This is a genomic window from Hydrogenophaga sp. NH-16 (genome assembly GCF_004006415.1).
In the GTDB taxonomy this organism is placed as follows: Bacteria; Pseudomonadota; Gammaproteobacteria; order Burkholderiales; family Burkholderiaceae_C; genus Hydrogenophaga; species Hydrogenophaga pseudoflava.
This window is the reverse complement of sequence record NZ_CP029344.1, coordinates 186,836-199,167: the sequence shown is the minus strand read 5'-3', so window position 1 is coordinate 199,167 and position 12,332 is coordinate 186,836. Positions and strand designations below refer to the sequence as shown.

Here is a 12,332-nt window from a genome sequence, read left to right as displayed (position 1 = left end):
GCCCATGGTAGCCTCGCGCCCGGCATTTCAAGGCAGAGCGTGGGTATACCGCGCAGGAATCAGGACACCATGGGTTCAGTCGGGGACTGGCGCCAGGCGCCAGCGGTGCGGGATATTGCCGCGGGGCTCAAAAGCTGGCCCATCGTCAGCTTCATGGCGCTGAGCGACGTGCGCGCGCGCTACAAGCGCAGCGTGCTCGGGCCGCTCTGGCTGACGCTGGGAACCGCCATCGGCTCCATGGGGCTGGGCCTGCTCTGGAGCGAGCTGATGAAGGTGCCGGCGTCGCAGTTCGTGCCGACGCTCACCGCGGGCCTCATCCTGTGGCAGTTCATCGCCGGCGTGCTGAGCGAATCGAGCACGGTCTACGCGCGCCAGGCCTCGGTGATCCGCAACCTCAGCCTGCCGCTGTCGATCTACCCGCCGCAGCTGGTGCTGCGCCATCTGGTGAACCTGGTGCACAACCTGCCCATCTTCCTGATCGTGGCGCTGGTGTACGGCGTGCCCGTGAGCTGGCACACGCTGCTGGTCGTGCCGGCCATGCTGCTGCTGACCCTCAACCTCTACTGGGTGTGTGTGGTGGTCAGCATCCTGGGCGCCCGCTTCCGCGACCTGGAATACATCATCGGTGCAGTCCTGCCCCTGCTGATGTTCATCAGTCCGGTGTTCTACCGGCCCAACTACCTGCCGTTCAGCGAGGCGATCCTCTGGTTCAACCCGCTGTCGCACGCCATCGAGCTGGTGCGCTCGCCGCTGCTGGGGCACGCGCCGCCGGACTTCGTGATCTGGTCCAACCTGGGCGGCCTGGCCGTCGGACTGTGCCTGGCGTTCTGGCTGTTCAACAACAAGCGCGACCGCATCGCGTTCTGGATCTGAACCATGGCACGGCTGACCCTGAAGAACGTGACGGTCCAGTACCCGATCTACAACAGCCGCAGCTTCTCGCTGCGCAACCAGATCATGCGTGTGAGCACTGGCGGACGCATCGAGAGCGAGGCCGGGCAGGTGAGCGTGGTGACCGCGCTCAAGGACGTGTCTTTCGACCTGCGCGACGGCGATGCGGTGGCGCTGATGGGCCACAACGGTGCCGGCAAGAGCACCATGCTGCGCACCCTGGCGGGGGTCTACACCCCGATCTCGGGCCAGATCGTGCGCGAAGGCCGGGTCTCGACCATGCTGGAACTCGGCGCCGGCATCGACGGCGAACTCTCGGGCTACGAGAACATCACGCGCATGGGCGTGCTGCTGGGCATGAGCCTCAAGGAGATTGAGGCCCATGTGCCGGATATCGAGCAGTTCTGCCAGCTCGGTGACTTCCTGCGCCTGCCGGTGCGCACCTACTCGTCGGGCATGTCGACCCGCCTGATGTTCGCGGTGGCCACCACCGTGCAGCCCGACATCCTGCTGGTCGACGAGATTTTCGGCATGGGCGATGCGGAGTTCCAGGTCAACGCCAAGCGGCGCATGGAGAGCCTGATCGAGAAGGTCGGCATCTTCGTCTTTGCCACGCACAACGACGAACTGATCGAGCGCTACTGCAACCGCTTCTTCCGCCTGGAGCACGGCCACGTGCGCGAGATGACGCGCGACGAGGCCTTGGCCGCCCACTTCGCGGCCACCGGTCGCTGAGCGCTCAGACGATCCGGCGCCGGGCCGCCCCAAGCCGGATCCGCCCCCGCGGGGGGCAGCGACCCGCGCGGCGGCGGAGCGTGGGGGCCTCAGTATCCGGCGCCGGGCCGCCCCAAGCCGGATCCGCCCCCGCGGGGGGCAGCGACCCGCGCAGCGGCGGAGCGTGGGGGCCTCAGTAATGCGGCGGCAGCTCGTCGCGCAGGCTGCGGAAGGCCGGCGGCTGTGACTCGTCGTTGCGCTGTCGCAGCTGGGCCATCTCGTGGATCAGCATCGCGATCTGGTCGTGCTGCCGGGCCACCATGGTGTTGAGCGTCTCGACCAGATCGTCCAGGTAGCTGATCTTGATTTCCAGCTGCGTCAGCCGCTCGCTGTCGGCCGTGTTCATGCCGGCAGGAAACCGTCGACCGAGAGGTAGCGCTCGCCGGTGTCGTAGTTGAAGCCGAGCACCTTCGCACCGGCCGCCAACTCGGGCAACTTCTGCGCGATCGCCTGGAGCGTGGCGCCCGAGGAGATGCCGACCAGCATGCCTTCCTCGCGCGCGCAGCGGCGCGCCATCTCGCGCGCCGGTTCGGCGTCGACCTGGATCACGCCGTCGAGCAGTTCGGTCTTGAGGTTGCCGGGGATGAAGCCTGCGCCGATGCCCTGGATGGGGTGGGGCGCCGGGCTGCCGCCTGAGATCACCGGCGAGGCCACGGGCTCCACCGCGAACACCTTGAGCTGGGGCCAGGCCGCCTTGAGCACCTGGGCGCAGCCGCTGAGGTGGCCGCCGGTACCCACGCCGGTGATCAGCGCGTCCAGGCCTTCGGGGAAGTCGGCGAGGATCTCCTGCGCCGTGGTTCGGGCATGCACCTCGATGTTGGCCGGGTTGTCGAACTGCATCGGCATCCAGGCGCCGGGCGTGCTGGCCACGATCTCCTGCGCACGGGCGATCGAACCCTTCATGCCCTTTTCGCGCGGCGTCAGGTCGAAGCTGGCGCCGTAGGCCAGCATCAGGCGGCGGCGCTCGATGCTCATGCTGTCGGGCATGACGAGGATGAGCTTGTAGCCCTTGACCGCGGCCACCATGGCCAGGCCGATGCCGGTGTTGCCCGAGGTGGGCTCGACGATGGTGCCGCCCGGCTTGAGTGCGCCCGAAGCCTCGGCTTCTTCGACCATGGACAGGGCGATGCGGTCCTTGATCGAGCCGCCGGGGTTGCTGCGCTCGGACTTGATCCACACACTCTGGCTGGCGCCGGCGAACAGGCGGTTGATGCGGATGTGCGGCGTGCCGCCGATGGTCTGGAGAATGTTCTGGGCTTTCATGTCGGGTCCTTGGGTTGCAGGTCGATGGAGGCGGAGTTCATGCAGTAACGCAGGCCGGTGGGTGCGGGGCCGTCCTCGAACACGTGACCGAGGTGGGCACCGCACTGGCTGCAGACGGTTTCGGTGCGCACCATGCCGTGGCTGCGGTCGGTGATCTCGGTGATGGCGCCGGGAATGGCCTTCCAGAAGCTGGGCCAGCCGCAGCCGGCGTCGAACTTAGTGCCCGAGTCGAACAGGTGGTTGCCGCAACAGATGCAGTGGTAGCTGCCGTCGGCCCAGACCTGCTCGTACTTGCCCGTGAACGGGCGCTCGGTGTAGGCGTGCCGCGTGACCTGGAAGGCCGCGGGTTCGGCGCCTTTCTCGGCGAGCAGCTCGCGCCACTCGGCCTCGGTTTTCTGGATCGGGAAGTTGCTCATGGCGGTGCTCCGGAACCACTGGATGGGGTGGAGCGGGCATTGTGCCTGCAGGGCTGCGAGCGTGCAGGCTTCAGCCCTGATCCACCGTGGTTTCCATCAGGCTGCGGCGCACCAGCGGCGGCGCCTCGCCGATGTGGAAGGCCAGCTTGCGCAGCCGCAGCGCCTCGTCCGCGGCGGTGACGCGTTCGAAACGCCGCAGGTGGTCGGTCCAGGATTCGTCCACGATCATTTCGACAAAGCGCCCCGGGTCGTTGAGGTCGTGCAGCAGTTCCCAGGACAGGGCGCCATGGCGCAGCCGGCCGCTGCGGCCTTCGGTGAGCATGAGCTCCCGGAATTCGGCGATCCTGGCCGGATCGATCTGGTACTCGATGGTGATCAGCACCCGCCCGTCCGAGGGCGGCGCGTCGTTGGTCGGCAGCGAAAAAACCCTTCTGGGTGTGAGGTCCGCGGGCTGGCTGGTGTCCGGCCGGAAGCGGTTGACCCCCCACATGACCAGCAGGCCCGACACCGCGGCGATGGCCAGGCAGGTGCGCACGTCCGTGGCGGTGGCGATCTGGCCCCACAGCGCGGCGCCCGCGGCGCTGGCGCCCATGATGGCCATCTGGTAGATGGACATGCCCCGCGCGCGGACCCAGTCCGGCAGGTTCATCTGCATGGTCACGCTCAGGGTGTTGGCGGTGGTGATCCAGGCCGCGCCGCCCAGGAACATGGCCGGCACCGCGAGCCAGGGCGAGGTGACCACCGCCATCACCGCCATCGAGGCGGCCTGCAGCGCGGCGCCGCGGAAGACCAGGCCGTCGCGGCTGTAGCGCTTGCGCAGCCGCGGCAGAAACGCGGTGGAGGCGATGGCGCCGGCGCCCATGGAGGCCAGCAGCAGGGTGAACATGCCCGCGCCACCGCCGTCCATGCCCCTGGCCAGCAGGGGCAGAAGGGCCATCAGCGCGGTGGAATGGAAGAAGAAGATGGCGATGCGCAGCAGCGCGCCCTTGAGTGTTTCAGACTGCAGCACATGCTGCAGGCCCACCCGCATGGCGGACAGGAGGCGCTCGCGGCCAAGCGGGTTGGGCACATGCTCGCGCTGCCAGCGGCTGATGATCACCGCGGCCCCGAGGGACAGCACGGCGTTCAGCAGGAAAACCCAGGCGCTGCCGGCGCTGGCGATCAGGGCGCCGGCCAGCAGCGGTCCGAGGATGCGGGACGCGTTCATCGACACCCCGTTCAGGGCCAGGGCCGCCGGCAGCTGCTGGCGCGGTACAAGTTCGGGAACGATGGCGGCGAACACCGGCCAGCGCATGGCCAGACCGACGCCGTTGGCGAAGGTCAGGGCCAGCAGCACCACGGGCGTGACCATGTCCAGGAACACGAGCACGCTCAGCACCGAAGCGACGGTCGCGACCCAGAGCTGTGTGACGAGGAAGTAACGCTTGCGGTCCAGTCCGTCGGCCAGTGCGCCGCTGGGCAGACCCAGCAGGAAGACCGGCAGGGTCGACGCGGTCTGGACCAGGGCCACCCAGATGGGCTTTTCGGTCAGGGACGTCATCATCCAGGCCGCCGCCACATCGTTCATCCACATGCAGACGTTGGCAAACAGCCAGGCGAACCACAGCATGCGGAAGTCCAGATGCTTCAGCGGTGCCACCGGCGAGGTGTCGGGAGGGGAGTCGGGCATGCGCAGGAGGAAAGAGTGGCAGGCTTCGACTCTGTCACAGGACGCGGCGCGAGGCCTACGTGGAAGTACGCAGAAGCGCCCTCGCGGAGTCCCGCGGAAGACGCACAGACCGCCCGTCCATGCTGGGAAGCCCGCCCGGTTTCGGGCATGATGTGGGGTTTCAAAACGAACGACCGTTCTTTTTTGGGCGGCACACACAGGAGATACCCCATGCTGGGCCAGATGCAAAGCCAACCGCTGCTGATTTCCAACCTCATCGTCCATGCGGACCGCCACCACCACAGCACCGAAATCGTCTCGCGGCGGGTCGAGGGCGACATCCACCGCACCACCTGGGGCCAGGTCGCTGCCCGTGCGCGCCGCGTGGCCAACGCGCTGGACAGCCTGCACCTGTCGTTCGGCGACCGCGTGGGTACCCTGGCCTGGAACGGCTACCGGCACCTGGAGCTGTATTTCGGTGTCAGCGGTTCGGGCCGCGTGCTGCACACGCTCAACCCGCGCCTGCACCCCGAGCAGCTGGTCTGGATCGTCAACCACGCCGACGACCGGGCCTTGTGCTTCGACATGAGCTTCCTGCCGCTGGTGCAGGCCGTGCACGCCAAGTGCCCGGGCGTCAAGCACTGGATTGCACTGTGCGACGCCGACAAGCTGCCGGCCGACACCGGTATCCCCGGCCTGCTCAGCTACGAGGCCTGGATCGGCGGGGCAACCGACACCTACACCTGGCCCGAGTTCGACGAGAACTGCGCATCGAGCATGTGCTACACCAGCGGCACCACCGGCAACCCCAAGGGCGCCGTGTACTCGCACCGCTCCACGCTGCTGCACGCCTACGGCGCCGCGTTGCCCGACGCGCTGGGCTGCTCGGCGCGCGATGCCATCCTGCCCGTGGTGCCCATGTTCCACGTCAACGCCTGGGGCCTGCCGTATTCGGCCGCGGCCGTGGGCTGCAAGCTGGTCTTCCCCGGCCCCGCGCTGGACGGCAAGTCGGTCTACGAACTGATCGAAGGCGAGCAGGTCACCATGGCTGCGGGCGTGCCCACGGTGTGGCAGATGCTGCTGGGCCACATGCAGCAGAACGGCGTCAAGTTCAGCACGCTCAAGCGCACCGTCATCGGTGGATCGGCCTGCCCGCCGGCCATGATCGCGGCCTTCAACGACCAGTACGGTGTCGAGGTGCTGCACGCCTGGGGCATGACCGAGATGAGCCCGCTGGGCACGGTCTGCACGCTCAAGAACGCGCAGGTCGCGCTGCCGGCCGACGAGAAGATGAAGGTGCGCCTGAAGCAGGGCCGCAGCGTTTTCGGCGTGGACATGAAGATCGTCAACGAGCTGGGCGAAGAGCAGCCCTGGGACGGCAAGGCCTACGGCGACCTGCTGGTGCGCGGCCCCTGGATCATCGCCAGCTACTTCAAGGGCGAGGGCGGTGACCCGCTGCAGTACGACGCGGCCGGCCGGGGCTGGTTCCCCACCGGTGACGTGGCCACCATCGATGCCGACGGTTTCATGCAGATCACCGACCGCAGCAAGGACGTGATCAAGTCCGGCGGCGAGTGGATCAGCTCCATCGACGTCGAGAACATCGCCATGGCGCACCCCGCCGTGGCCATGGCCGCCTGCATCGGCATGAAGCACCCCAAGTGGGACGAGCGGCCCATCGTGGTGGTGGTGAAGAAGCCCGGCACCGAGGTCACGCGCGACGAGCTGCTGGCCTTCTACGAAGGCAAGATCGCCAAGTGGCAGGTGCCCGACGACGTGGTCTTTGTCGACGCGATCCCGCTGGGTGCGACCGGCAAGATGCAGAAGATGACGCTGCGCCAGCAGCTCGCCGGTTACAAGTTGCCGGGCCTCTGAAAACGTCGCGCAGGCGACCTGCTGCGCTACGGAAGTGCAAGCAGAGTCGCCTGTGCGATAGCGCATAGGGCATTCCCTGAGCGGCGTGCAGAGGTACGGCGCTACGCTGCGGTTTTCACCATCTCAAGGAGACCTCACGTGAAGTTCGCACAGCAGACCGTCGCCGCCGCCGTCCTCCTTCTGGCACTCGGAGCCGCCCACGCCCAGAAGGGCGAGACGGTCAAGATCGCGCTGATCGATCCTCAGACGGGCCTGATGGGCCCGCTGGGCCTGAACCAGATGCGCAGCTGGCAGTTCTTTGCCGAGAAGTTCAGCGCCAACAACCCGGCCGGCGTGAAGTACGAGATCGTGGCCTTCGACAACAAGCTCAGCCCGGCCGAGAGCCTGAACGCTCTCAAGGCCGCGCTGGACCAGGGCGTGCGCTACATCACCCAGGGCAACGGTTCCTCGGTGGCCGGCGCGCTGATCGATGCGATCAACAAGCACAACGAGCGCAACCCCGGCAAAGAGGTGATCCTCCTCAACTACGCCGCGGTCGATCCGGACTTCACCAACAGCAAGTGCAGCTACTGGCATTTCCGTTTCGACGCCGACACCTCCATGAAGATGGAGGCCATGACGACCTTCATGAAGGACCAGAAGGATGTCAAGAATGTCTACCTGCTCAACCAGAACTACTCGCACGGCCAGCAGGTCGCCAAGTTCGCCAAGGAAAACCTGGCACGCAAGCGCCCGGATGTGAAGGTCGTCGGCGAGGACCTTCACCCGCTGGCCCAGGTGCGCGATTTCGCGCCCTACATCGCCAAGATCAAGGCCTCGGGCGCGGACACGGTGATCACGGGCAACTGGGGTTCCGATCTCGCACTGCTGGTCAAGGCGGCCAACGAAGGCGGCTACACCGGCAAGTTCTACACCTACTACACCGGCGTGACCGGCACGCCCACCGCGCTCGGCCAGGGCGGCGAGGGCCGGGTGTTCCAGGTGGCCTACTCGCACTACAACATGGGCGGGCAGATGGGCCAGTGGATGGCCGACTTCAAGGCCAAGTACAACGACGACATGTTCACCGGCGCGATCCCGAGCGCGCTGAACGTGCTGAGCCAGGCGATCGCCAAGGCCAAGTCCACCGATCCGGTGAAGGTCGCGCCCGTGATGGAAGGCCTGAAGGTCGCCAACTACAACGGTGAAGTCGAGATGCGCAAGGTTGACCACCAGCTGCAGCAGCCGCTGTACCTGACGGTCTGGCAGAAGGCCGACAAAAAGTACCCCTACAGCCCGGAAAACACGGGCATGACGCTGGCCCCGGTCAAGGAGTTCCCGTCCTACGTGTCCAGCACGCCGACCAGCTGCCAGATGAAGCGGCCGGGTTGAGCTGACACCCCCGCGCCGCTTCGCGTCACCCCCTCCAGGGGGCAACGCGAGCGGCCCGGCGGAGCCGGTTCCGCCGCGTTCTGGAAGCAGGCACCTCGCTCCGCCGTCGAGTGTCGTGTGGACGGCGTGAAACCGGTGGCCTGAGCGGCCATACTCGGTCCGCTTCCGTTTCCCCTCTCCCAACCGCTTCGCCCTCGAAAGGCCTGTTTCATGGAGTTCTTCATCATCTCCATGCTCAACGGCGTGAGCTACGGCTTGCTGCTGTTCATGTTGAGCTCGGGGCTGACGCTCATCTTCAGCATGATGGGCGTGCTCAACTTTGCGCACGCCAGCTTCTACATGGTCGGTGCCTACATCGGCTACACGTTCTCGGGGCTGATCGGCTTCTGGCCGGCGCTGGTGGTCGCGCCGCTGGCGGTGGGCCTGCTGGGGGCGCTGTTCGAGCGCTTGTCGCTGCGCAAGGTGCACAAGTTCGGTCATGTGCCCGAACTGCTGGTCACCTTCGGCCTGTCCTACATCGTCCTGGAGCTGGTGCAGCTGGTCTGGGGCCGCACGGCGGTCGAGTTCGTGCCGCCCGATGTGCTGCGTGGGCCGGCGTTCACGCTGGTGCACCACGCCGATGACAGTCTGGGCATGATGCTCGGCGCCGCCGGTCAGGCGGTCTGCAGCGCAGAGGGCGTGATCTGCACGCCGTTCCCGGCCACACGGGCTCTCATGATGGGCATCGCGGTGCTGATGCTGGTGTCGCTGTGGCTGCTGCTCACGCGCACACGCATCGGCCTGGTGATCCAGGCGGCGCTGACGCACCCCGAAATGGTCGAGTCCCTGGGCCACAACGTGCCGCGGGTGTTCATGATGGTGTTCGGCGCCGGAACGGGGCTGGCCGGTCTCGCGGGCGTGATCGGTGGCAGCACCTTCGTGACCGAGCCGGCCATGGCCGCCTCGGTGGGCTCGGTGATCTTCGTGGTGGTGGTGGTGGGCGGCATGGGCTCGCTGTCGGGCGCGTTCCTGGCTTCGCTGCTGATCGGCGTCATCCAGACCTTCGCGGTGGGCATGGACCATTCCTTCGTGAGCGTGGCGCAGCAGCTGGGCATGCAGCTGTCCGACGCAGCGTTGAACAACGCGGTGCTCAAGCTCACGCTGTCGCAGGTGGCGCCGATCCTGCCCTACCTGTTCCTGGTGCTGATCCTGATCTTCCGGCCCAAGGGTCTTCTGGGCACCCGGGAGGGTTGAACGACCATGAGCAAGACGCACTACGAATTCAAACCCTGGAACGTCGGCCGCTGGATCGTCTGGTCGTTGTTCGCCATCGTGCTGGCCGTGGCACCGATGCTGTTCACCAGCAACCTGTCGGTCACCATGCTCACGCAGATGGGCATCGCCATCATCGCCTGCCTGTCCTACAACATCCTGCTCGGGCAGGGCGGCATGCTCAGCTTCGGCCATGCCGTCTACACCGGCCTGGGCAGCTATGTCGCGATCCATGCGCTCAACGCGGTCTCCGACGGGCAGTGGCCGATCCCGGTCAGCCTGATCCCGGTGGTGGGCGGTTTTGCCGGCCTGTTCTTTGCCGTCCTGTTCGGCTACGTGACGACCAAGAAGGCCGGCACGCCGTTCGCCATGATCACGCTGGGCATGGCCGAACTGGTGTTCGCGATGTCGCTGATGTTTTCCGACTTCTTCGGCGGCGAGGCCGGTGTCTCGGGCAACCGTGTGGTGGGTGAGCCCTTCATGGGCATCACGTTCGGCCCGCCGGTGCAGGTGTACTACCTGATCGCGGTCTACACCTTCGTCTGTGTGGCGCTCATGTTCGCGTTCACGCGCACGCCGCTGGGCCGCATCCTGAACGCAGTGCGCGACAACCCGGAACGGGTCGAGTTCATCGGCTACAACACGCAGAAGGTGCGCTACCTGGCCTTCATGATCGCGGGCTTCTTCGCCGGCATCGCAGGCGGCCTTGGCGCCATCAACTTCGAGATCGTCACGGCCGAGGTGGTGGGCGCGGCGCGCTCCGGCGGCTACCTGCTGTTCACCTTCCTGGGCGGCGCCACCTTCTTCTTCGGCCCCATCATCGGTGGCGTGCTGATGGTGCTGGCGGTGGTGCTGCTGTCCGAGCTGACCAAGGCCTGGCTGCTCTACCTGGGCCTGATTTTCCTGTTCATGGTGATGTACGCGCCGGGCGGCATCGCCAGCCTGATCATGATGAACCTGCGCGTGGCGTCCTTTGGCCGGCTGCGCGAGATCTGGGTGTCCTATGTGGTGCTGGGCGTGGCGGCGGTGCTGGTGCTGCTGGGGGCCGGCTCGATGGTCGAGATGATCTACCACCTGCAGCTGAACGCGGCCCTGGGCGACACGGTGAAGTACCTTGGCGTGGAGCTGGACACGCGCGCCGGCACGACCTGGTTCGGCGCGGTGTTCGTCACGCTGACCTGCCTGGGCGTGTTCGAGATCGCCCGGCGCCAGTTTGCCGCCCAGTGGTCGGCCATCCAGACCGACATCGAAAAAGAGATCAAGCGCCGGGAGACGGAATGAGCACCGCGACCAACACCCCCGTGCGGCCGCACGAGCAGGCCATGAGCCATGTGCATTCGGGTGGCTATGCGCTGGAGCTGCGCGATCTGCGCAAGAGCTTCGGCAAGACCGAGATCATCCGCGGCGCCAACCTGGCCGTGCGCGCCGGCGAGCGCGTGGCCATCATCGGCCCCAACGGCGCGGGCAAGTCCACGCTGTTCAACCTGATCTCGGGCCGCTTCGCGCCCAGCAGCGGCGAGGTGGTCCTCAACGGTACCCGCATCGACGGCAAGAAGCCCTTCGAGATCAACCGCCTGGGCCTCTCGCGCAGCTTCCAGATCACCAACATCTTCCCCAAGCTCAGCGTGTTCGAGAACCTGCGCTGCAGCGTGCTCTGGAGCCTGGGCTACCGCTATACGCTGTTCCGCTTCCTGGCCGACCTGACCGACGCCAACGACCGGGCCGAGGAGCTGATGAAGATGATCCGGCTCGACAAGAAGCGCGACACACTGGCGATGAACCTGACCTACGCCGAGCAGCGCGCGCTGGAAATCGGCATCACCATCGCCGGCGGCGCCAACGTGATCCTGCTGGACGAACCCACGGCCGGCATGAGCAAGAGCGAGACCAGCCGCTTCATCGAGCTGATCCGCGAGGTGACGGTGGGCAAGACCCTGCTGACGGTGGAGCACGACATGGGCGTGGTGTTCGGCCTTGCCGACAAGATCGCGGTGGTGGTCTATGGCGAGGTGATCGCCTTCGACACGCCCGAGGCGGTGCGCGCCAATCCGAAGGTTCAGGAGGCCTACCTGGGCTCGGTGCTGGCAGACGAGCAGGCCGCCTCGGCCGGTCACTGAAGGAGGGACGCCATGCTGAAGATCCAGAACCTGCACGCCTACTACGGCAAGAGCCATGTGCTGCATGGCGTGGGCTTTGACGTGGGGCAGGGCGAGATCGTCGCGCTGCTGGGCCGCAACGGCTCGGGCCGTTCCACCACCGCCAAGGCCATCATGGGCCTGGTCGACTGCGAGGGCACGATCGACTGGAAAGGCCAGGCCATCCGCGGCCACAAGCCCTTCGAGATCGCGCACCGCGGCATCGGCTACGTGCCCGAGAACCGCGACATCTTCCCCAAGCTCACGGTGCACCAGAACCTGCTGCTGGGCCAGAAGGGCAGCGGCAAGGGCTCGCGCTGGAGCTTCGACGACATGTACGCCATGTTCCCGCGCCTGAAGGAGCGGCAGCACACCGAGGCCGGCGTGCTCTCTGGCGGCGAGCAGCAGATGCTGACCCTGTGCCGCACGCTGATGGGCGACCCCGACCTGATCATCATCGACGAGCCCACCGAGGGCCTGGCGCCCAAGATCGTGGAACTGGTGGGTGAGTATCTGCAGAAGCTCAAGGCGCGCGGCATCTCGGTGCTGCTGATCGAACAGAAGCTGACCATCGCGATGGCGATCTCGGACCGGGCGCTGGTGATGGGCCACGGGAGCATCGTGTTCGAGGGCACGCCGGATTCGCTCCGTGCCGATCCCTACACCCGCAAGGAATGGCTTGAGGTCTGACCCGCAAGCGACAAGTGG

The 12,332-nt window shown here is 66.6% G+C and carries 12 protein-coding genes; 8 read left to right on the top strand and 4 right to left on the bottom strand.

Going from position 1 to position 12,332, the window contains the following annotated elements:
• Positions 1 to 69 precede the first annotated feature (69 nt).
• Complete coding sequence (locus DD542_RS00985; protein WP_079364693.1) at positions 70 to 873, top strand: ABC transporter permease; 804 nt, start codon at positions 70 to 72, stop codon at positions 871 to 873.
• Between the two features lie 3 nt (positions 874 to 876).
• On the top strand, positions 877 to 1,626 hold the full coding sequence (locus DD542_RS00980) for an ABC transporter ATP-binding protein (protein WP_127803132.1): 750 nt from the start codon (positions 877 to 879) through the stop codon (positions 1,624 to 1,626).
• Between the two features lie 172 nt (positions 1,627 to 1,798).
• Here DD542_RS00980 and DD542_RS00975 read toward each other — a convergent pair whose 3' ends face one another.
• From DD542_RS00975 to DD542_RS00960, 4 genes are all read right to left on the bottom strand, one after another.
• A complete protein-coding gene (locus DD542_RS00975) occupies positions 1,799 to 2,011 on the bottom strand; it encodes a SlyX family protein (protein WP_127803130.1) in 213 nt (70 codons plus the stop codon).
• Positions 2,008 to 2,928, bottom strand: coding sequence for a cysteine synthase A (gene cysK, locus DD542_RS00970; protein WP_127803128.1), 921 nt, complete (start codon positions 2,926 to 2,928; stop codon positions 2,008 to 2,010). Before cysK ends, DD542_RS00975 begins: the two co-directional genes overlap by 4 nt.
• Positions 2,925 to 3,344: a peptide-methionine (R)-S-oxide reductase MsrB gene (gene msrB / locus DD542_RS00965; protein ID WP_079364695.1), complete on the bottom strand. Its 420-nt coding sequence runs from the start codon at positions 3,342 to 3,344 to the stop codon at positions 2,925 to 2,927. Before msrB ends, cysK begins: the two co-directional genes overlap by 4 nt.
• Positions 3,345 to 3,414: 70 nt before the next feature.
• Positions 3,415 to 5,013: an MFS transporter gene (locus DD542_RS00960; protein ID WP_066156459.1), complete on the bottom strand. Its 1,599-nt coding sequence runs from the start codon at positions 5,011 to 5,013 to the stop codon at positions 3,415 to 3,417.
• A gap of 210 nt (positions 5,014 to 5,223) precedes the next feature.
• Here DD542_RS00960 and DD542_RS00955 point away from each other — a divergent pair, with 210 nt between their 5' ends.
• From DD542_RS00955 to DD542_RS00930, 6 genes are all read left to right on the top strand, one after another.
• The gene (locus DD542_RS00955; RefSeq protein ID WP_127803126.1) at positions 5,224 to 6,867 is read left to right on the top strand and encodes a 3-(methylthio)propionyl-CoA ligase; all 1,644 of its coding nucleotides are present in this window, start codon (positions 5,224 to 5,226) and stop codon (positions 6,865 to 6,867) included.
• Positions 6,868 to 7,005: 138 nt separating this feature from the next.
• Positions 7,006 to 8,238: a branched-chain amino acid ABC transporter substrate-binding protein gene (locus DD542_RS00950; RefSeq protein ID WP_066156464.1), complete on the top strand. Its 1,233-nt coding sequence runs from the start codon at positions 7,006 to 7,008 to the stop codon at positions 8,236 to 8,238.
• Between the two features lie 210 nt (positions 8,239 to 8,448).
• The gene (locus DD542_RS00945; protein WP_127803124.1) at positions 8,449 to 9,471 is read left to right on the top strand and encodes a branched-chain amino acid ABC transporter permease; all 1,023 of its coding nucleotides are present in this window, start codon (positions 8,449 to 8,451) and stop codon (positions 9,469 to 9,471) included.
• A gap of 6 nt (positions 9,472 to 9,477) precedes the next feature.
• Positions 9,478 to 10,770, top strand: coding sequence for a branched-chain amino acid ABC transporter permease (locus tag DD542_RS00940; protein WP_127803122.1), 1,293 nt, complete (start codon positions 9,478 to 9,480; stop codon positions 10,768 to 10,770).
• A gap of 41 nt (positions 10,771 to 10,811) precedes the next feature.
• Positions 10,812 to 11,606 (top strand): ABC transporter ATP-binding protein, encoded by a 795-nt coding sequence (locus tag DD542_RS00935; protein ID WP_127807239.1) that lies wholly within the window; start codon positions 10,812 to 10,814, stop codon positions 11,604 to 11,606.
• 12 nt (positions 11,607 to 11,618) lie between these two features.
• A complete protein-coding gene (locus tag DD542_RS00930; protein WP_127803120.1) occupies positions 11,619 to 12,314 on the top strand; it encodes an ABC transporter ATP-binding protein in 696 nt (231 codons plus the stop codon).
• Positions 12,315 to 12,332: the final 18 nt, after the last annotated feature.

Coding starts and splice junctions, on each gene's coding strand:
- DD542_RS00985 (WP_079364693.1), top strand. CDS start 70: ATGGGTTCAGTCGGGGACTGGCGCCAGGCGCCAGCGGTGCGGGATATT.
- cysK (WP_127803128.1), bottom strand. CDS start 2,928: ATGAAAGCCCAGAACATTCTCCAGACCATCGGCGGCACGCCGCACATC.
- DD542_RS00955 (WP_127803126.1), top strand. CDS start 5,224: ATGCTGGGCCAGATGCAAAGCCAACCGCTGCTGATTTCCAACCTCATC.
- DD542_RS00975 (WP_127803130.1), bottom strand. CDS start 2,011: ATGAACACGGCCGACAGCGAGCGGCTGACGCAGCTGGAAATCAAGATC.
- DD542_RS00945 (WP_127803124.1), top strand. CDS start 8,449: ATGGAGTTCTTCATCATCTCCATGCTCAACGGCGTGAGCTACGGCTTG.
- DD542_RS00960 (WP_066156459.1), bottom strand. CDS start 5,013: ATGCCCGACTCCCCTCCCGACACCTCGCCGGTGGCACCGCTGAAGCAT.
- DD542_RS00935 (WP_127807239.1), top strand. CDS start 10,812: ATGAGCCATGTGCATTCGGGTGGCTATGCGCTGGAGCTGCGCGATCTG.
- msrB (WP_079364695.1), bottom strand. CDS start 3,344: ATGAGCAACTTCCCGATCCAGAAAACCGAGGCCGAGTGGCGCGAGCTG.
- DD542_RS00930 (WP_127803120.1), top strand. CDS start 11,619: ATGCTGAAGATCCAGAACCTGCACGCCTACTACGGCAAGAGCCATGTG.
- DD542_RS00940 (WP_127803122.1), top strand. CDS start 9,478: ATGAGCAAGACGCACTACGAATTCAAACCCTGGAACGTCGGCCGCTGG.
- DD542_RS00980 (WP_127803132.1), top strand. CDS start 877: ATGGCACGGCTGACCCTGAAGAACGTGACGGTCCAGTACCCGATCTAC.